This is a genomic window from Serratia sp. BNK-23 (assembly GCF_047456145.1).
GTDB lineage: Bacteria > Pseudomonadota > Gammaproteobacteria > Enterobacterales > Enterobacteriaceae > Serratia > Serratia nematodiphila.
The window spans coordinates 3841605-3864467 of sequence record NZ_CP179900.1 but is presented as its reverse complement, the minus strand read 5'-3'; the positions used below and the strand labels follow the sequence as shown (position 1 = coordinate 3864467).

The 22863-nt window shown below is 62.9% G+C and carries 16 protein-coding genes; 2 read left to right on the top strand and 14 right to left on the bottom strand.

The genetic code is table 11. The features are described from left to right. The first annotated feature begins 7 nt into the window (after positions 1–7). Entirely contained in the window at positions 8–1660 is a 1653-nt protein-coding gene (gene ushA, locus ACMGF9_RS18390) for a bifunctional UDP-sugar hydrolase/5'-nucleotidase UshA (protein WP_004940243.1), read from the top strand. Between the two features lie 148 nt (positions 1661–1808). Further along, entirely contained in the window at positions 1809–3275 is a 1467-nt protein-coding gene (gene dacB, locus ACMGF9_RS18385) for a D-alanyl-D-alanine carboxypeptidase/D-alanyl-D-alanine-endopeptidase (protein WP_380692799.1), read from the top strand. 10 nt (positions 3276–3285) lie between these two features. On the opposite strand, the gene ybaK is transcribed toward dacB, so the two are convergent. From ybaK to ACMGF9_RS18315, 14 genes are all read right to left on the bottom strand, one after another. After that, positions 3286–3765, bottom strand: a complete 480-nt coding sequence (ybaK, locus tag ACMGF9_RS18380; protein ID WP_046897488.1) for a Cys-tRNA(Pro)/Cys-tRNA(Cys) deacylase YbaK — start codon at positions 3763–3765, stop codon at positions 3286–3288. Between the two features lie 228 nt (positions 3766–3993). Then, positions 3994–4800 carry a TraB/GumN family protein gene (locus ACMGF9_RS18375; protein WP_015376874.1) on the bottom strand — a complete coding sequence of 269 codons (807 nt, stop codon included), beginning with the start codon at positions 4798–4800 and terminating at the stop codon, positions 3994–3996. 133 nt (positions 4801–4933) lie between these two features. Continuing rightward, a complete protein-coding gene (gene copA / locus ACMGF9_RS18370; RefSeq protein ID WP_414160361.1) occupies positions 4934–7645 on the bottom strand; it encodes a copper-exporting P-type ATPase CopA in 2712 nt (903 codons plus the stop codon). A 205-nt stretch (positions 7646–7850) separates the two neighbouring features. Continuing rightward, on the bottom strand, positions 7851–8579 hold the full coding sequence (locus ACMGF9_RS18365; protein WP_021504656.1) for a DUF1295 domain-containing protein: 729 nt from the start codon (positions 8577–8579) through the stop codon (positions 7851–7853). An 18-nt stretch (positions 8580–8597) separates the two neighbouring features. Next, complete coding sequence (locus ACMGF9_RS18360; protein ID WP_414160360.1) at positions 8598–9656, bottom strand: prodigiosin biosynthesis protein PigM; 1059 nt, start codon at positions 9654–9656, stop codon at positions 8598–8600. Further along, the gene (locus tag ACMGF9_RS18355; RefSeq protein ID WP_075685309.1) at positions 9653–10300 is read right to left on the bottom strand and encodes a 4'-phosphopantetheinyl transferase superfamily protein; all 648 of its coding nucleotides are present in this window, start codon (positions 10298–10300) and stop codon (positions 9653–9655) included. The genes ACMGF9_RS18360 and ACMGF9_RS18355 overlap by 4 nt, the downstream gene beginning before the upstream one ends. Further along, the gene (locus ACMGF9_RS18350; RefSeq protein WP_004940233.1) at positions 10284–10598 is read right to left on the bottom strand and encodes a RedY-like protein; all 315 of its coding nucleotides are present in this window, start codon (positions 10596–10598) and stop codon (positions 10284–10286) included. The genes ACMGF9_RS18355 and ACMGF9_RS18350 overlap by 17 nt, the downstream gene beginning before the upstream one ends. 13 nt (positions 10599–10611) lie before the next feature. After that, the gene (locus tag ACMGF9_RS18345) at positions 10612–12900 is read right to left on the bottom strand and encodes a polyketide synthase (RefSeq protein WP_160125155.1); all 2289 of its coding nucleotides are present in this window, start codon (positions 12898–12900) and stop codon (positions 10612–10614) included. Then, on the bottom strand, positions 12897–14372 hold the full coding sequence (locus ACMGF9_RS18340; RefSeq protein ID WP_226882938.1) for a D-alanine--poly(phosphoribitol) ligase: 1476 nt from the start codon (positions 14370–14372) through the stop codon (positions 12897–12899). The genes ACMGF9_RS18345 and ACMGF9_RS18340 overlap by 4 nt, the downstream gene beginning before the upstream one ends. A gap of 4 nt (positions 14373–14376) precedes the next feature. Continuing rightward, positions 14377–16323 carry an aminotransferase class I/II-fold pyridoxal phosphate-dependent enzyme gene (locus ACMGF9_RS18335; RefSeq protein WP_075685313.1) on the bottom strand — a complete coding sequence of 649 codons (1947 nt, stop codon included), beginning with the start codon at positions 16321–16323 and terminating at the stop codon, positions 14377–14379. Further along, a complete protein-coding gene (locus ACMGF9_RS18330) occupies positions 16320–16583 on the bottom strand; it encodes an acyl carrier protein (protein WP_004940224.1) in 264 nt (87 codons plus the stop codon). The genes ACMGF9_RS18335 and ACMGF9_RS18330 overlap by 4 nt, the downstream gene beginning before the upstream one ends. Positions 16584–16606: 23 nt before the next feature. Continuing rightward, positions 16607–17623 carry a methyltransferase gene (locus ACMGF9_RS18325; protein ID WP_004940222.1) on the bottom strand — a complete coding sequence of 339 codons (1017 nt, stop codon included), beginning with the start codon at positions 17621–17623 and terminating at the stop codon, positions 16607–16609. Between the two features lie 10 nt (positions 17624–17633). Further along, positions 17634–20195 carry an aminotransferase class III-fold pyridoxal phosphate-dependent enzyme gene (locus ACMGF9_RS18320; RefSeq protein ID WP_088381305.1) on the bottom strand — a complete coding sequence of 854 codons (2562 nt, stop codon included), beginning with the start codon at positions 20193–20195 and terminating at the stop codon, positions 17634–17636. Then, positions 20192–22795 (bottom strand): hypothetical protein, encoded by a 2604-nt coding sequence (locus tag ACMGF9_RS18315; protein ID WP_015376884.1) that lies wholly within the window; start codon positions 22793–22795, stop codon positions 20192–20194. Before ACMGF9_RS18315 ends, ACMGF9_RS18320 begins: the two co-directional genes overlap by 4 nt. Positions 22796–22863 lie beyond the last annotated feature (68 nt).

Below are 22863 nucleotides of genomic sequence, written 5' to 3'. Positions count from 1 at the left end.
ATCCGCCATGCGTTTTTCGCTGAAAACCACCGCATGCGCGTTGGCCGTTTCCCTGACGTTGCTGTCGGGGACCGCCAGTGCCTGGGAAAAGGATAAGACCTACGCCATCACCATTCTGCACACCAACGATCATCACGGTCACTTCTGGCAGAACGATCACGGCGAATATGGCCTGGGCGCGCAGAAAACGCTGGTGGACGGCATTCGTCAGGAAGTGGCGGCGCAGGGTGGCAGCCTGCTGTTGTTGTCCGGCGGCGATATCAATACCGGCGTGCCGGAATCGGATCTGCAGGACGCCGAGCCGGACTTCCGCGGCATGAACCTGGTGGGTTACGACGCGATGGCGATCGGTAACCACGAATTCGACAACCCGCTGAGCGTGCTGCGCCAGCAGGAGAAGTGGGCGACCTTCCCGCTGCTGTCCGCCAACATTTATCAGAAAAGCACCGGCCAGCGCCTGTTCAAGCCTTATGCCTTGTTCGACAAGCAGGGCATCAAGATCGCGGTGATCGGCCTGACGACCGACGATACCGCCAAGATAGGCAACCCGGAGTACTTCACCGACATGGAGTTCCGCGTGCCGGCGCAGGAGGCGAAGCAGGTGGTAGAGCAACTGCGTAAGGACGAGAAGCCGGACGTGATTATCGCCGCCACCCACATGGGGCACTATGACAACGGCGAACACGGCTCTAACGCGCCGGGCGACGTAGAGATGGCGCGCAGCCTGCCGGCCGGATATCTCGACATGATCGTCGGCGGCCACTCGCAGGATCCGGTGTGCATGGCCGGCGACAACCGCAAACAGGTGGATTATGTGCCGGGCACGCCGTGCTCGCCGGATCGCCAGAACGGCACCTGGATCGTGCAGGCGCACGAGTGGGGCAAATACGTGGGGCGCGCCGATTTCGAATTCCGCAACGGCGAGCTGAAGCTGGTGCATTATCAGCTGATCCCGGTGAACCTGAAGAAGAAAGTGGAGAAAGCGGACGGCACCAGCGAGCGGGTGTACTACACCCGGCAGATTGCGGAAGATCCGGCCATGATGAAGCTGCTGACGCCGTTCCAGGATAAGGGCAAGGCGCAGCTGGAAGTGAAGATCGGCAGCGTCAACGGCAAGCTTGAAGGCGACCGCAGCAAGGTGCGCTTCGTGCAGACCAACCTGGCGCGGGTGATGCTGGCCGCGCAGAGGGAGCGCGCCGACGCCGACTTCGCCGTGATGAGCGGCGGCGGGGTGCGCGATTCGATTGAAAGCGGCGATATCACCTACAAGAATGTGCTCAAGGTGCAGCCGTTCGGCAACACCCTGGTGCATGTCGATATGAAAGGCAGCGAGGTTGAGGAGTACCTGGCGGTGGTGGCCAACATGAAGCCGGATTCCGGCGCCTACGCCCAGTTCGCCAACGTCAGCCTGGTGGCGGACGGCAAGGGCGTCAGCGAGGTGAAGATCAATGGCCAGCCGCTGCAGGCGGATAAAATTTACCGCATGGCGACGCTGAACTTCAACGCGCTGGGCGGCGACGGCTATCCGAAGCTGGACGGGCTGCCGAGCTACGTCAACACCGGCTTTATCGACGCCGAAGTGCTGAAGCAATACATCGAGAAACACTCGCCGCTGGATGCGGCGGCTTACGAACCGAAGGGCGAAATCGTTTATCGCTAATCGCCACCGCAGCGGCCTGCCCCATGGGCGGGCCGCCTGTTTTCCCGCCGAAAACCCCGCCCCAAACGCACGCAAAAGTCGCCGTCGCCGCCTTCCAATGATAGCCTGAGCGACAATTTGGTTTTGATAACGCAAACAGGAAGATGACATGTTGAAAACCGCAGGCTGGCTGCTGCCCGCCATCGTGGCGCTGGCGGGGTGTTCGTCATCCGGCCAACGTCACGAACAAACCCTCAGCCAGGCGCTGGCGGCCATCGGCCAGGACAAGGCGCTGGTTGGGGCGTCGAGCGGCGTGATGGTGCGCGATGCCGAGAGTGGCAAGGTACTGTATCAGGCGCACGCGGATCAGCGTTTGGCGCCGGCTTCCAACATGAAGATGTTCACTTCTCTGGCGGCGTTCGGCGTGCTGGGGGCCGATTACCGCTTTGAAACCCGGCTGCTGACCGCCGGCGAGCAGCGCGGCGACACCTTGCGAGGGGATCTCTATCTGCAGGGCAGCGGCGATCCGACGCTGCATCCGGACGATCTCGACACCTTCGCCGCAGCGCTGGCGAAGCGCGGCATCCGTCATATACAGGGGCGGTTGTTGCTGGATGCCGGCGCCTTCGATCAGACGCCATTCGGCGCCGGTTGGAGCTGGGACGATGAACCTTTCGCCTTCGCTGCGCCGATCTCGGCGCTGAACTACGCCTTTACTCCCGGCGGCGATATCAACGTGGTGCAGGTGGCGGTGCGGCCGGGCGCCCGCGCCGGCGCGCCGGGACGGGTGAGCTTCTATCCCGCCAATGACGCGGTGACGCTGGTCAACCGCACCACCACCGGTAGTGACACCGCGCTGACGTACGAGCGCCGGCCGGGCAGCAACCGGATCGTGGTCAGCGGCACCATCGCCGCGCAGGCGGAGGCCAGCTCGCGATTGATTACCGTCGATCAACCGTTCCTTGTCGTCGGCGCTTTATTGCAACATGCTCTGCGCGCGCACGGCATCACCCTGCGCGGCAAGGTTGAAGAGGGCGTGACGCCGGCCGGCGCACAGCTGCTGGCGCAAAAAAACTCGCCGCCGCTCTCCCGCCTGGTCGTCACCTTCCTGAAAGTCTCCAATAACGGCTACGGCGAGATATTGACCAAGGCGATGGGCCGCAAGACGCAGGGTAAAGGGGATTGGGCCGCCGGCCTTCAGGCGATAAACGGATTTGTGCAAAGCCAGGGCGTCGCGGCCGACGCGTATCGCCAGGTGGACGGTTCCGGGCTGTCGCGCATGAACCAAATCACGCCGCAGCAGCTGACGACGCTGCTGCTGGCGGCCAGAAAACAGCCGTGGTTTGCCGACTGGTATCACGCCTTGCCCGTCGCGGGCGAGCCGGGGTTGCTGGTGGGCGGCACGCTGCAAAGCCGCATGGTGAACAGCGCGGCGGCGGGGCGCGCCCACGCCAAGAGCGGTTCCATGACCGGCGTATCGTCGCTCAGCGGCTATGTCGATTCGGCGACCGGGCGGCCGCTGGCATTCGCCATCATCAGCAATAACTATCTGGTGCCCGGCGCGCAGGTGAAGGCGCTGGAGGACCGCCTGGTGGAGACGCTGGCGGCCTGTGACGCCACGGTGGTGTGCCGCTGAGCGCGCGGCGTCAGTCGCGTTTGGCGATGTCGGCGAAGCTGCCGGCCAGCAGGCGGCACAGATCGTCGGCGGCCAGTTCGATGTCCAGCCCGCGTTTGCCGCCGGAAACGTAGATGGTGGCGAACGCTTGCGCCGGGCTGTCGATCACCGTCGGCAGCCGCTTTTTCTGCCCCAGCGGGCTGATGCCGCCCACCAGATAACCGGTGACGCGCTGCGCCAACTGCGGATCGGCCATCTCGGCCTTTTTGGCGCCGAGCGCGCGGGCGACCTTCTTCAGATCCAACTGGGTCGCGACCGGGGTGACCGCCACCGCCAGGTGTTTGGCGTCGCCGTTCAGCGCCACCAGCAAGGTTTTGTAAACCCGATCGGCATCCAGCCCCAGCTTTCTCACCGCCTCGTCGCCGAAGTTGGTTTCGTCGCTGTCGTGGTGATAAGGATGGAGGGTGAAGGCGACCTTTTGTTTCTCAAGCAGAACGACTGCGGGCGTCATGATGTGTTGTCCAAAATGTCCCCGGCGGGGAAAGGGTGATAACCAGCCTTAAAAATACAAAAATCCAACCTGCCCGGCAACCTGAGCGGCTGTTACATAAAGCGGGTTGCCAAGATATTCACCGGGTTGCTACCCTGTTTACTGTAACCGTTAACACGGTTGCTATGCGTATAACTAGAATACAAGAAATTCCTCTTTGACTGGCCAATAGCGATATTGGCCTCTTTTTTACCCCTGCGGCTGCAGCATCGCCGGCAGGTTATCCTCGCCGTACAGGTGCAATGCGCCAACCGCCACCACATAGTCACCGGCAGGCAGCGCCTCCAGCTGATGCCGCCAGTCGCGATTGCGCTGATGCATCAGCACGTCATACAGCCCGGCGCTGAAGGTGGCGGGCAGCGTGTCCAGCGTACCGCGCGGTTTGGCGTCCAGCCACCAGCTCACCATGGTTTGCAGCAGCCGCGCGTTGGTATGCCAGTGCTCCAGCGTATCGCGCAGCAGCGCAATGCCGCCCTCCGGCAATTGTTCCAGCATCGCCAGCTGCTGCTGCGCGCCTTCCAGCTCGATCACCGGTTTGTCCTGCGCCCGGGCGGCCTGCAGCAGCTGATAGTCCACGCCATATTCCGCGCGCAGCCCCAAACGCTGAGCCTGGCGCGCCTGCATCATCAGCGCCACCTGCCAGCCGGGCAGGGTAGCGAAGGCGTGCGGGTCGGCGCCCAGCTCATGGCACAGCGCCAGCAACCGTTGATATTCTTCGGCGGACAGGCGCTGTTCCAGCTCCGGCTGCAGCTCGGCGTGGTCGAAAGGGGAGGCGGAGTCGGTGATATCGGCTTCGACGATCAGCGCGTCGGCCTGCTGCAGCCGGGCGGCCAGCCGGGGCGGCAACGGCGACATATCGACGGTGCCCATATGGATGCTGCCCACCAGATGCAGCCGACGATCGCCAGGCAGGGTGATGTCCAACGCCGGATAAGCGTAACGCTTGGGCGAGATCAGGCCGAGAAAGGCGGCGAGGCGGCGTAACAGTTGACCCATACGGCGTGGCTCCTGAATAACGGGTGCGCGTTTCAGCATGAAAGGCGAGGGGAAATCGCTATTCATGCTAAACGCTATCCGCCGCGCAGGAAAGCCCGGAAAACAGCGGGGCGCCATGACGGCGCCCCGGCGATCACTTCTGCGGTTTAAAACGCAGCAACCGGTTGGCGTTGCTGACCACGGTAATGGACGACAGCGCCATCGCCGCGCCCGCCACCACCGGGCTGAGCAGCGTGCCGGTCAGCGGGTAGAGCACGCCGGCGGCGATCGGAATGCCCAGCGTATTGTAGATAAAGGCGCCGAACAGGTTCTGCTTCATGTTGCGCAGCGTGGCCTTCGACAGCTCCACCGCATCCGCTACGCCGTGCAGGCTGTGGCGCATCAGGGTGATGGCGGCGGTCTCGATGGCGATGTCGCTGCCGCCGCCCATCGCGATGCCCACGTCGGCCTGCGCCAGCGCCGGGGCGTCGTTGATGCCGTCGCCGATCATCGCCACGCGCTGGCCCTGCGTCTGCAACTGTTTGATCGCCGCCGCTTTGCCGTCCGGCAGCACGCCGGCAATCACCCGATCGATACCGGCCTCTTTGGCGATGGCGTTGGCGGTTACCGGGTTGTCGCCGGTCAGCATCACCAGCTGATACCCCTGCTGGTGCAGGCGCTGCAGCGCCGCGACGCTGTCCTCGCGCAGCGGATCGCGAATGGCGAACAGCGCGGCCGGTTTACCGTCCACGGCCAGCAGCACCGGCGTTACGCCGCGTTCGGCCTGGGCGCGCATCGGCGCATCCAGTTCGGCGGTCGCGACCTGATGCTGTTCCAGCAGCGCGGCGTTGCCCAGCAGCACCTGCACGCCGTCGATCTCCCCGCTGACGCCGGCGCCGCGCAGGGTGCGGAACTGCGCGACCTGCGGCAGCGTTTGCCCGGCGGCGCGTTCCATGATGGCGCGCGCCAGCGGGTGGTTGGAGCCTTGTTCCAGCGTTGCGGCCCAGCCGAGCGCCTGCTGTTCGCTGACCTGATTGAAGGTCAGGATCTCCACCACCTGCGGTTTCCCTTCGGTCAGGGTGCCGGTTTTGTCGAACACCAGGGTGTCCAGCTGGCTGGCCTGCTGCAGGGCGTCGGCGTCGCGCACCAGCACGCCGAACTCCGCCGCGCGGCCGACGCCGGAGATGATCGACATCGGCGTCGCCAGACCCAATGCGCACGGGCAGGCGATGATCAGCACCGTGGTGGCGATCACCAGCGTATAGACCAGCTGCGGCTGCGGGCCAAAGAAGTACCATATCGCCGCGCTGAACAGGGCGATCGCCACTACCGCCGGCACGAACACTGCCGAGACGCGGTCAGCCAGTTGGCCAATCGCCGGTTTGCTGCTCTGCGCCTGACGCACCAGTTTGATGATGCGCGCCAGCGTGGTTTGGCTGCCGATGGCGGCGGCGCGGAACAGCACGCTGCCGTCGTCGACCACCGTCCCGGCATGCACCGTGTCGCCAGGGCCTTTTTGCTGCGGCACCGCTTCGCCGGTCAGCATCGCTTCATCGAGCCAGACTTCACCCTGTACGATTTCGCCGTCGACCGGCACGCGATCGCCGGTAGTCAGCCGCAGCGTCATGCCGAGCTGCACCTCCGCCAGCGGGATATCGCGCTCGCCGTCGTGGGTCACCAGGCGCGCGGTGGGCGGCGTCAGATCCAGCAGCCGCTCCAGCGCCTGCGAAGAACGCTGGCGGGCGCGCTGCTCCAGCGCATGGCCGAGGTTGATCAAACCGATGATCATCGCGCTGGCCTCGTAATAGAGGTGGCGCGCTTCCATCGGGAAGAAATCGGGCCAAACGTTGACGGCGATCGAGTAAAGCCAGGCGGCGCCGGTGCCGAGCGCCACCAGAGTATCCATGGTGGCGCTGCCGTTCATCAGCGCGCGCCAGGCGTTGCGGTAGAAGTGTCCGCCGGCGAACACCATCACCGCCAGGGTGATGACGCCGACCAGCAGCCAGGGGCGCTGGGTTTCCGGCGTCAGCGTCATGCTGCCGCCGAACAGCCCCCAGGCCATCAGCGGGATACCCAACGCCAGCCCCAGCGCCGCCTGCCAGCTAAAGCGCTTCATGTTGGCGCGTGCGGTCTGCTGCTGGCGTTCGCGACGTTCGGTCTCGTCCTGAATCATCTCGGCGCCGTAGCCGGCTTTTTCCACCGCCGCCACCAGCGCTTGCGCATCGGCGGCGCCGGTCACCAGCGCGCTGCGTTCCGCCAGGTTGACGCGCGCGTGCTCTACGCCGGGTACGCTTTGCAGCGCCTGCTGCACTTTATTGACGCAGCTGGCGCAGGTCATGCCGCTGAGCAGCAGCTGTACGCTGTCGTCCGCGCTGTCGGTTGCCGGAAGGGAAGGTTGCGCCGCTGGCTGAACGTCCGGCAACGAAGGTGTTGCGTCAGTCAACGGCTCAGTTTTTGGGGCGGCGGCGCCCGCTACGCTGGCGTGATAACCGGCATCTTCCACCGCAGCGATCAGCGCCTGCGGATCGGCATCGCCGTACACTTTCGCGCTGTCGATCTCGACGTCGGCGGCGAACACGCCCGGCACCGCTTCCAGCGCCTTGCGGGTGCTGCCGACGCAGTGCATGCAGCTCAGGCCGCTCAGCTGCAGTTCGGTATCGGCTTGCGGCGCGACTTCGGCCTGATAACCGGCGGCGATCACGCTGTCGATCAATGCGCTGTCCGGCGCTTCGCCGGTCACTTTGGCGTATTGGACGTTAACCTCGGCCTGTTCGACATCGCTGCGACTTTCCAGGGCTTTTTTCACCCGCTGCGCGCAGTTCATGCAGGACAGCCCCTGCAATGCCAGCATAGTGGTGTGTGACATGATTGGACTCCTTGCTTAAGGGCGGTGTTTAAAGGTTAACCGCCTGACCTGTTTTCACTAAGAAGGGAGCTTAAACCTTCCAGCAAGGGTAAGGTCAAGGCGGTTTTTACTTGCGCGGGCGTGACGGTCGTTTTGTGTTGTATAACAAGGTGTTTTATCGGCGGCAGCGCGGTCGGCTTGCCCGAACCGCGCTGCCGCGTTGGGGTTACAGCACGAAAGGAATGAAACATTTAACCTGACGTTTATAGTTGCGCCAAACCTCGCCGTAGCGCTTCTCTGCCATTTTCTCGCTTTTGGGAATGGCGTCGGCGAAATACTGCACCAGGTTAGTCAGCGGTGCGATCAGGCCAAACAGGTTGCCGGCAAGCAGCCCGAAGCTGACGAAAATAAGAAAGTCGCCGAAATAATTCGGATGGCGCGCCAACCCCCAAAAGCCACTGTTCAGCAGCCGGCCTTTATTGTTCGGATCCTGTTTGAAGCGCCGTTTTTGATAATCGCTGCCGAAGTGGAACAGCGTGCCTATCAGGTAGACCCCAATGGCCAGCCATTGCAGCGCGCCCCACGGCCCCTGCAGCTGGCTGGCCCAGTAGAAGGGCAGGCAGTACAGGCCGCCAAAGATCATGACCATCATCACCGCCAGCCATGGCACCTGCTGCGTGGGCATCACGTCCTTGAGTTTGGCCGCGGCGGTGTTGCCGTACCAACGTGTCAGCACGATGTTCATGCGCAGCAGGTACAGGCCGACCATGACAAGGATCAGGGCTTTGTGGCTCAGATCGCCCTCGCCGAAATAGCAATAGACCAGGGTAACCGGCCCCATGGCGTTGAACCCCCACAGAAACATCGGGCGAGTGTCCTGAGCGCCGCGGCTGGTAATAAACGCCAGCAGGGCAAGGATCAACAAAACAGCGGCCAAAGCAATCCATACGTTCATTGTGTTCTCCTCAGCGGATTAGGGGGAATCGTTCCCCGGGGACGCGCATTCGCCGGATGGCGGCGCGGTCAAAATGCTTTGCCAGCTGCGTCTGGGCGCTGCGCTGCCCCATTGTTGCAGGTGGCCGAAGCGGGCAAAAAACACCGGGGGAGCGCTGAGCGCCAGGGTTGCTGCGAGCTCGCGACGCGCCTCGGCGTGTTGCACCAGAACGCTGATCGGATGCAATCCCCAACCCCAGTGTTGCAGCGTGAGCCACAGACGTCCAAGCCGCATGCCGGTGGCGAACAGGTGCTCGGCACTTTCGTCGTTCAGACACAGCGCCAGGTATTGCGGGCCTTCCGCGACGCGTTGCGCCAGCCCTTGCGCCATATAAGCCGGCAAGCGCAGCCCGGTCGCCAGCCGGCTTAAGCGAGGATGAAACGCCACTTGGAAGAAGCGCTTGAATGCTGGGGATACCGGGCCAAACAGGTGGTGCAGGTGAAAACCGTCGTCGGTAGGCTGCCGTTCGTTGAAGCGGATGTATTGATAGGTTTCGCGCCAGGCTTGGCGATCCGAGAAATCGAGCGCGGCGTGACGAGCGGTGAGCTGCGCGACCCGACGGCGAGCGCGTTCGTCACCTGCGATACTGAGCGAACTCGCCGTTCCGTCGAACAAGGTCTGCAGCTGCATCCGCTGCGCTTCATTGATTGGCGTAGGCTGATAGGCCGCCCGTGCGGTATGCCGCTCGCCGATCAGCTGCGCCAATTGGCGATGGGCGGCGCGATCGGGCGCGGCAGGCGCGGCGGGGGCAAAGCTCAGTAAATGCGTGGGGCCATGCTCCCAACGCCAGGCGAGAGGCGTGCCTGCACAGTTGAGCAGCGCGCTGAGGTACTCGAAGAAAATCCCGCAGCTCATCAGCATCTCGCGTTCCAGCGAAGGCAGGCTCTGCAAAGCGCGACGGCGGTCGATAGCCAACCGGCCACATCGGGCGGCGGTGTCATAGTGGAGAGACCAGGGTTGGCAGTTGTGTGAAGAGGGCGCCTGCCGCGCGATGTCCACGGCCTGTTGCAGCGCCGCGGCGAAAAGGTCTTGGGTCATGATAAGGCTCCGAAAGCGGAAGGGGCGGGCAGGGAAAATACGGTAACGTTCGCTCTGAACGACATGCTTTCCTCCGCCGGAAAGCAGAGTGCGCATGCCCAGTCCAGGCTGCGCCACAGCCAGAAGCGTCTGCTCGCCAAACTGCCGTCGGCGCTTGAGACCAACCCGGTGTGCCAGTCGATGCCGATCGTCCGCAATTCGTAGGGCAGGCCGCGGCCGTGGCTTTTTAAAAATGCTTCGCGAATGGCCCAGACGGCGCAGGCCTGTATGCGTCCCAATCGCTGTTCCGCCTCGCCAAAGGCCCAGCGCAGCGCCGCGCCGGAGAAGGGGCGATAATGCTGCAGATCGATGCCGAGCGGGATATCGCCGGTGGCGCTGGCGTACCAGGCATGCGAATGGCTGAGAGAAACGTGGCGGCGTCCCAGCAGGAGGTGTTCGCCGAACGGTTGTCCACTCGCCTTATGGCGCAGCGTAAAGCCGGTCGCGTCCCCCCGGCACCATGTCCGGTTCAGCAGCGCGATGGCCTGTGCCCGCGCGTGGTTTTTCACCGCCGACAGATGCCGCAATCCCCGAACGGCGGCGCAGCGGTGGGGGCCGCCCAGCGCGATGACGATACGTGGCGCCACGCTAAGCTCGATAACCATCGGCGATGCGTTCTCCGCTGATTTCGTCAACGACTTCCGCCAACTGATTAAAGCGTTCAACCAGGCTTTGAAACAGCGGGGTTTGCATCTCGCGCTCGAACATTTTCAGCGAGTTCAGCTGAATGATTTCGATAAAGTGAAACGGCGCCTCCGCCGAAGGGCTGACTTCGATGACATCGAAGGCGCGTACCGCATCGAGGTGGCGACAAGCCTGGTAATCGGTCGTCTCCACCCAGTCGCGAAACGCGGCGCGGTGGGCGATGTCTTTTAGCCGAATCTTATGGACGATAATGTGCATCTGGGCGGCCTTTTTAAATGGGTTGATGGATAAGCAAATGGTAATTGATGCCACCGGTGCCAAAGCCGTTGATCGCCGCCCGACGCCCGTCTTCACCCTGTGGCCAGTCGAGCGCGATTTGTGGGATTTCGGCCGGGATCGCCGCCAGCGGCAGTTCGGCATTCAATGTCGCCACCGGCGTGGGCGGGATTTGACCGTGTTCGAAAGCGCTCAGCACTTTACACAGGCTGAGCGCACCGGCGCCGGCGAAACAGTGGCCGAAGTTGTACTTCACCGAACCGATGTACAAAGGGGCGCGTGCGGCGCGGTGATACCCCTGATGCAATGACGCGACTTCTGCCCGATCGCCCAGTTCGGTGCCGGTGCCGTGCGCTTCGAGATACTGTATCTGGCGCGCTTCGACGGCGCTCAGGCTCTGGGTTTTTTCGATTGCCAACGCCTGGCCCTCGGGATCGGGCGCGGTCATGGAATAGCTGTCGCAAGATCCCGATATCGCTTCGATGGTGGCGATGGCCCGCGATGTCGCCTGGCCGGTCAGAATGAAGAAGCCGCCACCGTCGCCGGGAGTAAAACCGTCGGCTTGTCGGGCGAAAGGTCGCATACGCGAAGCGGAAAGCATCATTTGCGCGCTGCACAGCACCATATCGCGTTCGAGCGTCGCCGTTTCTATGCCGCCGACGAGCACCGCATCGTAGCGGCCGGCCTGTAACGCCCTGACCGCATTGTGCAAGGCGGCCAGCGAACTGGCGCAGGCCGCCTCGACCGCGTAGCAGTCCGCCTCGACGCCGAGCTGTTGCGCCAACAGCTGCGCGGTGCCGAGGCCGCAGGCGCCATGCCAGCTCCAGCGGTTGATCGCGGGTTGGGGCGGTGGCGAAAGGGGGACGTCGGCGGAAGGCAATGCCGGCCACAGCGCGCTCATGGCCTGTTGTCGATCGGCGCTCAAAGACAGGTTGCTGGCGACGATAATGGCGATGCGTTCAAAGCGTCGCAGGCTGTCGGGCCACGCCGCGCAGCCGTTGAGGGCGTGCAGTTGTGTGACGTCGAGGCGCTGCTTTTTGGCCGGCATCATAGGCCGCGTCAGCTCAAGCCGCACCGGATCGTGCGTTGGGAAGCACATGGCATGAGCGGTGTAGGCGCTGAGCTTTTGCGGCGTGGGTCGCACGAAGGCGCCGGGGTGCAACTGCTCGGGGCTGTGATCGCGCAGGGCGTCCTCACCGTTGCGCAAGGCCTGCCAGAAACGCGCTTTATCCAGCCCCTGCGCGGTGATGGGCTGATAGTCGATGATGCTGATGCGTGGCGAAGCCGTCGGTTTTAATGAGGGGGGAGACGCCGCGTCAATCCGCCAGCGGTAGCCGGTGAACGAGTGGCCGGCGCACGTCTGTTGCCGTTGCAACAGCATGTCGAGGAGATGGCAGAAAACCTGATTGGCGCCGGCAAAATAGCCGGCGCTCGGCGCGGCATCCTGTCGTTCGGCGATCAGGGTCGACAATTGCGCTATCGCTGGCCATCCCTGTTCCTGAGCGACGTCCAGCGGGCAAACGACCAGGCTGATCGCCCCCTCCAGCCAACAGGCCGAAGAGGAAACGCCCTGCGCCAACAGCATGTCCGCCTGGGGTTGATGGTGGAAGCATTGTACGGCGGTCAGCACCGCCATGCGGCTGTCGGCATGGCGAAAACAGTCTTGCGCCAACTGCAGCAAGCGCAGGCCGCCCAGATCGGCGCCGTCGAGGGTTTGGCATTTACCGCGCGTGCGGGCGAAATGGGCGATGCGCGCGGGAATGCTGGAGGCCATTTCCCCTACGCGATCGTGGGATGAACTGCCGAACGCCTGGGCCAGCGGCTGTTTGTAATCGTCAATCCGGCGCATGACCGCTGCCGGTGAGAGCCCCTGAGCGTCAAGCCGTTCGGCCAGCCTGCGCAGCGCGCCGATTTTGGTGGCGTTGCGATAGGCCGCATCACTGCCCAAATGGGTGGCGCAAAATTGATCGCAGCGGTCGCGCAACGCGTCGGATAACGTCAGATGCTGCATGGCGGCGGAGGCGGCCTGCAGCGCCAGGCGGGTCTCGCGGCTGACCGCCAGTCGAAACAGCGGCGGGATGGCGAATTTTTTGAAATCAAACGCGGCGTCGTCGATCTGGCGACCGCGGATCGGCGCGGCCGCATCGCTCCACGGCATCGGCGGCGGGGCGTCGAACAGCGCCGGCCAGGCGGCGCCGTTGGACAGATCGATACGATCGATGCCGGGCAGTGCGCAGCCGATGCCGACCAGCGCCAGCGGCGCGGCATGAATTTCCTGGTTCATCGCGCGTTCACCTCGGACAAACGTCCTCTGTCCACCTTGCCGTTGGCATTGGTGGGCAGACTGTCGGCGACCACCAGTTGGCTGGGGAGCATATAGGCGGGCAGCCTGGGCTGCAGGAACTGCTTGAGCTCCAGCAGGTTGGGGCGGAGCGCGCCGGGATGGAGGGTGATCACGGCGATCAGTCTTTGCTTCAGCTCGCCGAGCTCGACATACAGTGCGGCCTGGCTGACCGAGGGATGGTGATGAAGGATCGATTCAATCTCACCCAATTCCACCCGGTAGCCGTTGATTTTCACCATGTCGTCCAGCCGGCCGCGGTAGACCAGCCCATTCGCCGTCGTCTCCACCCAGTCGCCGGTCGCGTGACATTGGCGCGGATGCCATTGCGCTTGCCGCGATGAGGCGACGTTGCTGTAGCCGGGGGTCACGCACGGCCCGCCGATCAGCAATTCTCCGCGTCGGCCCGGCGTACCGTCAATCGGCTGCAGGCGCCCCTGTTCATCGACCAACTGCGCCGTCAAGCCGGGCAACGGATGGCCGATGGGGATCTGCTCCAGCGTCGCCAACTGCGTTCGATCCAGCGCGTAGGCGGTGCAGACATTGGTTTCCGTTGGGCCATACCAGTTGCTGACGCGGCACCGGGCCGGCAGATGCGCAACCAGACGCCTCAGCGCGGCGGCCGGATAAGGCTCACCGGCGAACGTGACCTGGCGCAGCGTTTTCACCGTCGATGGCGCCAGCAACGCGCTCTTTTCCAGCATGGCTAAAATCGAAGGCACGCTGTACCACAGAGTGACGCCGTGCGTTTGCAATCCGCGAACGAGAGCCTGGCAATCTTTCTGTTCATCTTCGCGCACGATCCAGGTCGCGGCGCCGGCGCAAACGCCGGCGAACAGATCGAAGGTGCTCAGATCAAAGGCGAAACTGGCATGATTGGCCAGCACGTCGCGCGCCGTCAGTTGCGTATCGCTGACGGCCCAGCCGATGAAAAACGTCAGCATGTCATGGGTGATTTGCACCCCTTTCGGGGTGCCTGTGGAGCCTGAAGTATAGAGAATGGCGGCGAGGGGGGAGCCGAGCGCGGCGATCGCTTCCGGCCAGGCGCCATCGAGATCGGTGCGGCCATCGAGCGCGCTCAACCAGCCCTCATCGACGATCAGCGCGGGTGAGGCGGCGGCGATAATGCGTTCGATGCGCGCCGTCGGTTGGCTGAAATCGATAGGGACATAGTGGTTGCCGCTCAGCCAACATGCGTACATGGCGGCGACGGCGTCGGGCCCTTTCTGCAGGTTGAGCAGCACGGCCTGCTGCTTTAACCCGGCATGTCGCAGCGCCGCCGCCATCATGCAGGCGCGATCGGCCAGGCGACGATAGCTCCAGCGCCGATCGCCGCACAGCAGAGCGGTGCTTTCCGGCGCTTGGCGGGCGTGCCGGAACAGGGCCTCCAGTATCGGTGAAATGAAGGTTGCCATGATGTCAGACCTCGGCGGCGCGTGCGCGCTCTTCCCGTCGGACATCGCCGTTGACCGGCACGCCGGTCTCCAGCGCCGCCGCCACCAAAATGGCGTAGGCTTCATCCAGATCTTCACGCGTGTGTTCACTGGTCACGCTGATGCGTAAGCGGGCGTCACCCACGCTGACGCCCGGGAAGACCACGGTCTGGCAGAATAGCCCGCGCGCCCGGACGGCGCGGCCGAACAGCAGCGTTTTGGCGTCGTCACCCACCACCACCGGAATGATGGCCGAGTCGGAATGCTCAAGGTCAAAGCCGGCGTTAAGCAGCAGCGTGCGGAAGTAGTAGATGTTGTCCCACAGCTTGGCCAGTCGCTCGGGTTCACGCAGCATCACGTCGATGGAGGCGATCACGCCGGCGGCGACTGCGGCGGGGATGGTGGCGGCGAACACATAGGAGTTGGAGTAGAAACGCAGGTATTCGACCACTTCGCCATCGGCGCAAACGAAGCCGCCTAACCCCGACAGCGCCTTGCTCATGGTGCCCAGCTCGAGATCCACCCGGCCTTTCATATTGAAGTGTTCCGCCGTGCCCGAGCCGGTTTTGCCCAAGACGCCGGTCGCGTGCGCGTCGTCGACCAATACGCGTGCGCCGTAGCGTTCGGCCAGCTTCATCAGGCGCGGCAGATCGACGATATCGCCGTGCATACTGAAAACGCCATCGGTGACGATCAGCTTGCCGCCGGGGTGATCGGCGTATTTGGCCAGCGATTTCTCAAGGCTGGTCAAAGAGTGGTCATAAATTTTCCGCTGCGCGCCCGCCAACTTGCAGCCGTCCTGGATGCTCATGTGGTTGATGGCGTCGGTGAACACCAGGTCGTGTCGGCTGGTCAGAGCCGAGATGCATCCCAGGTTGGCCGAGTAGCCGGACGGATAGACGATGCAGTCTTCGCGCCCTTTGAGCTTGGCCAGTTTGCGCTCCAATTCCAGATGCAGCACGTTGCTGCCGGCGATGATGCGGCATCCGGTATTGGTGGCGCCGTACAGGCCGGCGGCGTCCTGGATGGCGTGGATCACTTCCGGATGGTTCGACAATCCCAGATAGCTGTTGGAGCCGAACATCAGAAATTCGCGGCTTTTGCCGGTGATCTCGTCGAACATGACCGCGCGGTTTTTGCACGGCGTTTCAAGCGGCATGCCGTACCAGTAAAGCTGACGCTGTTTTTTATCGCGATAAAAAGCGCCAAACTCACGCGTTTTATGGAACAAATCCGGGTGCTCGATGCCGACGAAGTCCCGCATGGTGCGCGGATCGCCGAGCTCATCGCGCGCGTCCGGCGACGCGGGCGCTTTGGTGGGCTGCGGCGCAGCGGACGCGGGGGTGTGCTGGCCAAAGCGGCTGAACCACGCTTCGCCCTGTTCCTGAACCAGCCGCGCCGCCAGGTTGTGCTCCAGCTCAGCCAACGTGCGGCACTCCGCCAGCGCTGCGTTATCGTCCAGGCCCAGCGTTTTGAGCAGCTCGTTGCGCGCCATCACCACCGCGACGGAGTCGATGCCCAGGTCGCCTTCGATGGCGGCGTCGGGGGACAGATCACGCACTTCATATCCGCTGTGGGTGGCGAACACCTGGCGCACGAGAGCACTCAACCAGGCCTGAGGCGTCTCGGGGGCAGGTTGCGCGGCGGCGTTCGGCGTCGGCAGCGTGAAACCGCGCTGCAAAATACCGTCGAGCGCATCCTGAATGGTTTTGATCTCCTGGATCTCCAGCGGCGTATTTAATTGAAACTGACGGTTCAGCACCATGGCAATTTCCGCCAGCGCGATGGAGTCGACGCCCAAATCGTTTTCCAGATGGCTGGTCAGGGCCAGTGCCGACGGTTCATACTCGGTCAGCCGGGCGAAGGTGTGCAGCACCGACTGCCGGACGGCTTCATGCGCGTTTGCGGCGCTATCGACGGCGTGAACGCTCATGCGACACCCCCTGCGGCGACTTGCGCTTGCAACCGTTGCACCAGCGCGACCATCGCCTGCACCGAGGCGAAGTTCGCCGGATGGATCTCATGCATGCCGATGGCGACATGAGACTCCTGACGCAGAAAATCCACCAGATCGAAAATGGAGGCGGAATCGACGACGTTCAGTTCAAACAGCGGGGTTTGAGCGTTCAGGCCGTCGTGATCGCCATCCAGATACTGGGTGGCGATATGCTGGATCAATTTGCTTTCTAACATTGCGAGCTCCCGTTGCTAACTGGTTATTTTTCGCCGACGATCAGGGTGCGTGGGCCGGCAATTTTCATGATGCGCGCGTTGCTGAACCCCGCCAGACGGAATCTGTCCAGGTATTCCTGCGCGCTGCTCTCTATGCCACCGTCGGTGGAGACCAGCATGTTCAGCGACAGCAGGGCGGTAAATTCCGGCCCTGATTTGTCTTCGTTCAGCGGCGTTTCGGAAGCGATGAAGCGGCCGCCGGCCGGCATCGCCCGATAGATGTTGCGCAGGATGGTCAGTTGGGTTTCCGGGGCGTAGTCGTGCAGCATCCATCCCAGGTGGATCAGGTCATAGCCGCCGATCGGCAGATCGCCGCTGATGACATCGCCCTCCACGACGTCAATGCGTTCGCCATAGCCTTGCAGCGTCAGCTTGTCGCGCAAAAACGCCGAGGCCTGCGGCAGTTCGCAGATCGCCAGTGCGATCCCCGGATAAGCGTCGGCGATCGCCATCGGCAGGCTGCCGATCCCGCTGCCGATATCCAAAAACGCACGGTGTTGCGAGAAGTCGTAATCGCGAACAAAGCCGGCGATAAAGGGCGCGGCGAATTTACCGAGAAACTCCTGGAAGTCCGCCACGTCGTCCGGATTTTGGTACAGGATGTCGAACCAACTGCGGTCATCGCCGAATACCGTGCGGCGCTGGTGGGCATCGTTTCGCACCGCCGTTTTCAGCTCGCCCCACAGCGGATACAGGAAGGTATCGATGTGGCGGCCCAGCCATCCCAGCCACTGCGGTTCGTCGCTCAACAGAAAAGCCCGGTGGGCGGCGGGCAGATGATAAAGGCCGTCTCGTTGGTCGAGATACCCCATGGCCCGCAGCGCGATGAGCAACTGCTCGGTCGAACGCGCCGGGCAGTCAAGCCGCGCGGCGATGTGCGCCGCGTCGGCGTCCCGATCGCGCAGCTGATCGAACAGCTTCAGCGCCAGCGCGGCGGTCAGCGCCTTGGCCTGGAAAAAGCCCATCATCTGATTGACGGCATCTTGCTTGGTTAAAGGCATTGCTGGCTCCCTAGTCTAAAAAGGTGGAGAGTTCCTCGCACACCGTGGCAAAGGCGCCGACGAAACGGTCGATCTCGGCTTTGCTGATGATGAGCGGGGGTTGAATACGGATCACCGTCGAGCTGTTGGCGGTAATGAAGGTCAGGATCTTGTGGTCCTGGCACAGCTTGGTGACGAATTTCATGCAGAACATTTCGCCGAGCGCCTGTTCCATGCGATCCATCGCCGCCCGCAGATGGGCTTGCACCGGATCGGGCAAGAATTTCCAGGTGGTGTGCCAATCGCCCGGCAGCCGGGTGGCGAATTCGCGGGCGGAGGCGTTGACCGCGCCGGTGAACGCCTGGTCGAACTGGATCCCCAGCATCAGGCCGCGGCCGCGCACCTCGCTGACGAACGGATAGCGGGCGGCGATCTCGCTCAGTGCCTGCTTAAAGTAGGCGCCCATCCGTTCGGCATGGCCGACCAAATCCTGCGCCAGGATCTCGCGCAGCGCGCTGAGGGCGACGACCGAGGCGAGGTTGCCGCCGCCGTAGGTGGAGCTGTGCACCAGGAAGCGATCCGCCGTGCCATAGGCTTTTTGCCAAAGATCGGCTCGGCACAGCGTGGCGCCGATGGGGATCAGGCCGCCGGACAGGGATTTCGACAGCATCAGCACGTCCGGCTCGATACCGTCCCATTCGCAGGCGAAAAGTTTGCCGGTGCGCCCAAGCCCGGTTTGCACTTCGTCCACCATCAGCAGCACGCCGGTCTCGCGGCAGAGCTGCTGCACCGCCTGCAGGTAACCGGCGGGCGGGATATGCACGCCGCCTTCGCCCTGGATCGGTTCGATCATCAGCGCGCCGACGTCTTCACGGTTCAGCGTTTCCCGCAGCGCGGCGAGATCGCCGAACGGCACTTCCACCATCGCGTCCAGCAGCGGTGTGAAATAGCGGCGGTGTTTGTCTCGTCCGGTGATGGACAACGCGCCCAGCGTTTTACCGTGGTAACTGTTGCGCAGATAGGCGATGCCCGGCTTGCCCGTCGAGGCCTTGGCGATCTTCATCGCGGCCTCGACGGCTTCGGTGCCGGAGTTGCTGAAGAACACCCGGCCCATGTTGCCCGGCGCCAGACGACAGAGCACTTCGGCCAGCTTGGCGGTCTGTTCGGGAATGGAAATGTATTGAATGAAGTTGGGGCCTTGAGCGTCGAGGTAGTTTTTCAGCGCGTTGACCACTGGCTGCGGGTTGTGGCCCAGGTTTAGGCACCCGTAGCCCGCCACCATGTCCAGGAAAGCCTCGCCCGCATCGTCATACAACTGGGTGCCGGCGGCGCTGCGGAAAACGTTGTCGCAGCGCTGCAACTTGAGGAAGTCCACCATCATGGGGTTGATGTATTGATGATAGCGGTCGAGGGTGTCTTCCCTGGCCGGCGTTTGGGCGATGACCGCGTCGATAAACGCCAGGCGCGATGCGGGCAACGCCGCATCAGCCGATTCCACGGCATAGATGTCATGGTGGTAGTAGCGCTTGAGATTGGTCACGCTCTGCCGATCGATGCGCTCGCCGTACGAGGCCAGCGGATAGGCGAAGAACCCGTGGCGCTCGGCGATTTCACCGATCTCCAGCACTTTTTCCGGCGCCAGATAGCGGCCCAGCGAAAAGTTTTCCCGCCGGTTTTCCAGCGCCAGCACAATGGTTTCCGCCATGCAGCCGTTCAATTGTTGCTTGATGGTGACGTTGAGCGATTCTCCTCCCAACTTGACCGCATCGGTGGCGGTGACGCAGCCGCCGTCGATGATCAGAATGTCATCCCGCGCCGGGCGCGTTTCCGAAGCGATATCGCGCGGCAGCGCCACGTCGATGAAGATCGAGCCGGGTTGCAGTCTGGCGGGGTCGATCACGCCGCCGGCGGAGGTCGCGGCGGCAAACAGTTTGCAGCGCGGGTAGAGATCTTCGGGATCGCTGGTCAGGGTAACGCGCGAGTGATACTCCTCGGGCAAATGGCTGAGCAGTTCGCTGCGATCATGGTTGCCGGCGCGGTGCAGCAAATGGAGAGAGAAACCGTGCGCCAGCAGCAGACGGCTTAGCGCCAGGCAGATCGATCCCGGATAGCCGACGATGGCGACGGGTTCCTCCTCCGGGCGGATTTCCAGCCAGGACTGGATCTGCATCAAGGCCTTGTAGCCGGCGTAGGTGGTCAGCGAGTTGCCGGAGGTGACCGGCACCGGCGACTTTTCCGCAGTGGCTTCGCCGCGTCGCCCAACGATAGAGGTAAAACCGCCGAGACCGACCAGTTCGGCGCCATCGCCGGCCAGCTCTTCGATGCCTTGGACCACCCTGGCGGCGATACCGCGTGCGTCGGCCAGCATTTCATCCGCCACCAGCGGCATGTATTTGATCACCCCTTCGCAAGTGGCGCCGGTCGCCGAGGTGATCCTGGCGAAGTTCATAAAGGGAACCAGGTTTTGTCGTTCCCACAGTTCACGCGTATAGCCGCTGTGCTGCTCGGTCGAGTTGCGTTGCAGCAGATCGAGCATTTTGACGTAACGTTTCAACCCCAGCGAGGTGGGATGAGCGATGAATCCGAATTTCATGAGGTGGCTTCCTGTGTAGGATCTTGGTCGAAGGCGGTGCTGGTCGATTCGGGCTGTTGGGCCGCCCAGGCTTTGCGCTCCTGCAGGGCGTCGTGGTCGCTCGGATCGCGCTGCCAGCCTTTGGCGGTGGCCAGCGAGATACCGTCGCCTTCATTGTTGTGCCCCAGCACCACGGAGAACAGATTGAGTCGGTGCGGCGTGGTCAGCGCCTGGCGAATGACGTCTTCGTCGAAATGCGTAAGCGTTTTGCTCTGGATATGGAAGTTATTGACCGTTTGTTCGACGTCCGGCTGTTCGACGTTCACCAACCGCATTTGCCGTGAGGTGCGGTTGAACAGAATGCGTTCCTGATAGGTATTGATGACGGACAGCCCGCCGTTGCATAAATAGAAGACGGTGATGCTTTTATTCAGCAACTGTGGATGGGTAAGAATGTTGTCGATAAAAGCCGGCAGGATGTCCGGTACGATCCCTTTAGCGCCGTCGCCGATAAACGCCATCACGTGGCTTGGGCTGGTGTAAGCCAGGTAGCCGGTGGCCAGCAGAGCGTCGCCCATCAGGGCGCGGCCATACCAGCCGGAAAAGCCGCGGCGCGTTTTGGCGACGTTGCGCGCGGCGGAGATGCCGCACCGGCCGACGTCATATACGCCGGTAAAATCGAACCCCTCCGTTTCGATCAGCTCTTCAATCACTCGGTTCAACTGGCAGAAGAAGTAGTTGGCCGACATGGGCAGACTGGGAAGCTGGCTGACCACGTCGGAAGGCGAATCGAGATAGGCGGCGATCAGCGCGCGGCGTCTTTCCCGCAATGCCGGATCGACGTCGAGATGCGCTTTCACCGTGCGCAGGAACGCCAGACAGTTCATGTGCAGGTGCAGATCGGCATAGGGCGACAGATGGCGCTCATCGTGCGTAAGCTGCACCAGGTGAACCTTGCGCTCCAGCCTGCCGTCGGAGAAGGGGGTGGTGATCTGAGCGACGCGGCTTTTGATCATAAACAGGCTCTGCTCGTTCATGGCGTTGAGCTTGTCGTTGGTGTGCAGGAAGTTGTAGACGCGCGGGCTGTAGCCGTAAATCGCCAGGGTGCCCAGGTAGTGGGGATTGCGCCGACCCTGATAATATTTCGGCGCCGAGCCTGGATGGGCCAACGAGTCCACCAGGGCGATGCCGGCGGCGTCGGCGATGTCATGGATCAGGGCGTATTCGTCGTCGCTGACCGGGCCCAACTGCCACACCAGCCGTTCCGGCCCGCGGTTGATCAGCGCTATCGCCTGGGCCAGGCTTTCGCTCATCGGCAGCGGATCGTCCGCCGACAGAACCGGGATCGGCGAGGGATCGCAGACGGCGCCCTCCAGCGACAGGGTCGACTCCAGCACGTTTTGCGTCGCCAGAATCACCACCGGCCCCTGGCCTTGATGATAAAGGCGGAAGGCTTCCGTCAAACCGGTGCCGATCGTTTCGACGTCATCGATATAAACGAACGGGATGCGGCGGGCGACGAGCACTTCACGCATGTCTTCCGTCGGCGTCAGCGTTCCCTGGAAGCTGTACCATTGATTGCCGCGGTTTTCCGCCGCGACGATGATGCCCTGGGCGGCGGTTTCCTTGAGGTTGGCCAGCGTCCCCTTGAATTCATCCATCATTCCGGAGGTCACTACGCCGAGGAACGGCATGCGATACAGCTGCCAGTTGGCCATGGCGCCGCAGGCGATGGCGTGTTCGTTAGGGCCGCGCAGGATCAGCGCGCCGCGCGCCTCCGCATGCCGATCCAGATAGCCGATCAGATTGGAGATGATCGACCCGGTGTAATAGGACACCAGCCAGCGTTCGGCGGCGGTACGCTCGAAAAATTGAATCAACTGCTCACCCAGCGTGTTGTGCAGCGCCAGCGCGCCGATCGGCTTGACCCGGCGGTTGGTGTAGTTCATCTCGAAGAAGTCCATCCACAGGCACAACAGCTCGGTTTGGAAGATCGCCGGATCTTCGCTGCGCACGATTTCGCGGTATTGCTGCGGCAGGTAGCGGAAGGGCGATCGCAGCTGGCGAATGAACGCAACGGTGGAGAAGGTGGTGTAAAACGCGGGAATGCCGCTGCGCTGCAAGGCGCTGTAAAAGGCGTCCAGATCGCGATCGATCTGTTCGATGCTGTCATCGACGCCGGCCGGCGTGGTCTGATCGTAGAACAGCATGCCCAAATGAAATTCGGGACGCTGTTCCAGCGCATGGGTATAGATGATCTTGCCGGTGGCTTCGGCCAGGCTGGCGCATTGGATGATGCGAACGTTGATAGCCTTGTTTTGGCCTTTGAGAAAGTGCAGCGCCTTTTCGCGCGCGGCCTGATAAAGCGAGTCCGCCGCCAGATCCAACAGTTTCAGCGGCATCTCGGACTGGATATGCACGCGGTTGAAAACATAATCGCGGATATCGTTCAGTACGCTGAGCCCGGTTTGGAAAAACGCCGGGTTGCGCGTCACCACCACCACGCCGACCGTCAGAGTGTCGGGATCTGCGTCGGTGCGGCAGGCCTGGCGCTCCGCTTGCCACACTTGCTCGTAGGCGGCGGAGTTGGTGAGTCTTGCTTGTCCTGTCAGGGTCGTCATGATGAGTTCCTTGTGCAGCCAAAATGGAGTGACGGCTTCAGCCAGGCGGGCAAATTCGGCACGACAAA

What these genes read in the sequence shown, in the direction of transcription:
- dacB (WP_380692799.1), top strand. Translation starts at nt 1,809, where the DNA reads ATGTTGAAAACCGCAGGCTGGCTGCTGCCCGCCATCGTGGCGCTGGCG.
- copA (WP_414160361.1), bottom strand. Translation starts at nt 7,645, where the DNA reads ATGTCACACACCACTATGCTGGCATTGCAGGGGCTGTCCTGCATGAAC.
- ACMGF9_RS18350 (WP_004940233.1), bottom strand. Translation starts at nt 10,598, where the DNA reads ATGCACATTATCGTCCATAAGATTCGGCTAAAAGACATCGCCCACCGC.
- ybaK (WP_046897488.1), bottom strand. Translation starts at nt 3,765, where the DNA reads ATGACGCCCGCAGTCGTTCTGCTTGAGAAACAAAAGGTCGCCTTCACC.
- ACMGF9_RS18315 (WP_015376884.1), bottom strand. Translation starts at nt 22,795, where the DNA reads ATGACGACCCTGACAGGACAAGCAAGACTCACCAACTCCGCCGCCTAC.
- ACMGF9_RS18345 (WP_160125155.1), bottom strand. Translation starts at nt 12,900, where the DNA reads ATGAACCAGGAAATTCATGCCGCGCCGCTGGCGCTGGTCGGCATCGGC.
- ACMGF9_RS18340 (WP_226882938.1), bottom strand. Translation starts at nt 14,372, where the DNA reads ATGGCAACCTTCATTTCACCGATACTGGAGGCCCTGTTCCGGCACGCC.
- ACMGF9_RS18325 (WP_004940222.1), bottom strand. Translation starts at nt 17,623, where the DNA reads ATGCCTTTAACCAAGCAAGATGCCGTCAATCAGATGATGGGCTTTTTC.
- ACMGF9_RS18330 (WP_004940224.1), bottom strand. Translation starts at nt 16,583, where the DNA reads ATGTTAGAAAGCAAATTGATCCAGCATATCGCCACCCAGTATCTGGAT.
- ACMGF9_RS18375 (WP_015376874.1), bottom strand. Translation starts at nt 4,800, where the DNA reads ATGGGTCAACTGTTACGCCGCCTCGCCGCCTTTCTCGGCCTGATCTCG.
- ACMGF9_RS18320 (WP_088381305.1), bottom strand. Translation starts at nt 20,195, where the DNA reads ATGAAATTCGGATTCATCGCTCATCCCACCTCGCTGGGGTTGAAACGT.
- ACMGF9_RS18335 (WP_075685313.1), bottom strand. Translation starts at nt 16,323, where the DNA reads ATGAGCGTTCACGCCGTCGATAGCGCCGCAAACGCGCATGAAGCCGTC.
- ACMGF9_RS18360 (WP_414160360.1), bottom strand. Translation starts at nt 9,656, where the DNA reads ATGACCCAAGACCTTTTCGCCGCGGCGCTGCAACAGGCCGTGGACATC.
- ACMGF9_RS18355 (WP_075685309.1), bottom strand. Translation starts at nt 10,300, where the DNA reads ATGGTTATCGAGCTTAGCGTGGCGCCACGTATCGTCATCGCGCTGGGC.
- ushA (WP_004940243.1), top strand. Translation starts at nt 8, where the DNA reads ATGCGTTTTTCGCTGAAAACCACCGCATGCGCGTTGGCCGTTTCCCTG.
- ACMGF9_RS18365 (WP_021504656.1), bottom strand. Translation starts at nt 8,579, where the DNA reads ATGAACGTATGGATTGCTTTGGCCGCTGTTTTGTTGATCCTTGCCCTG.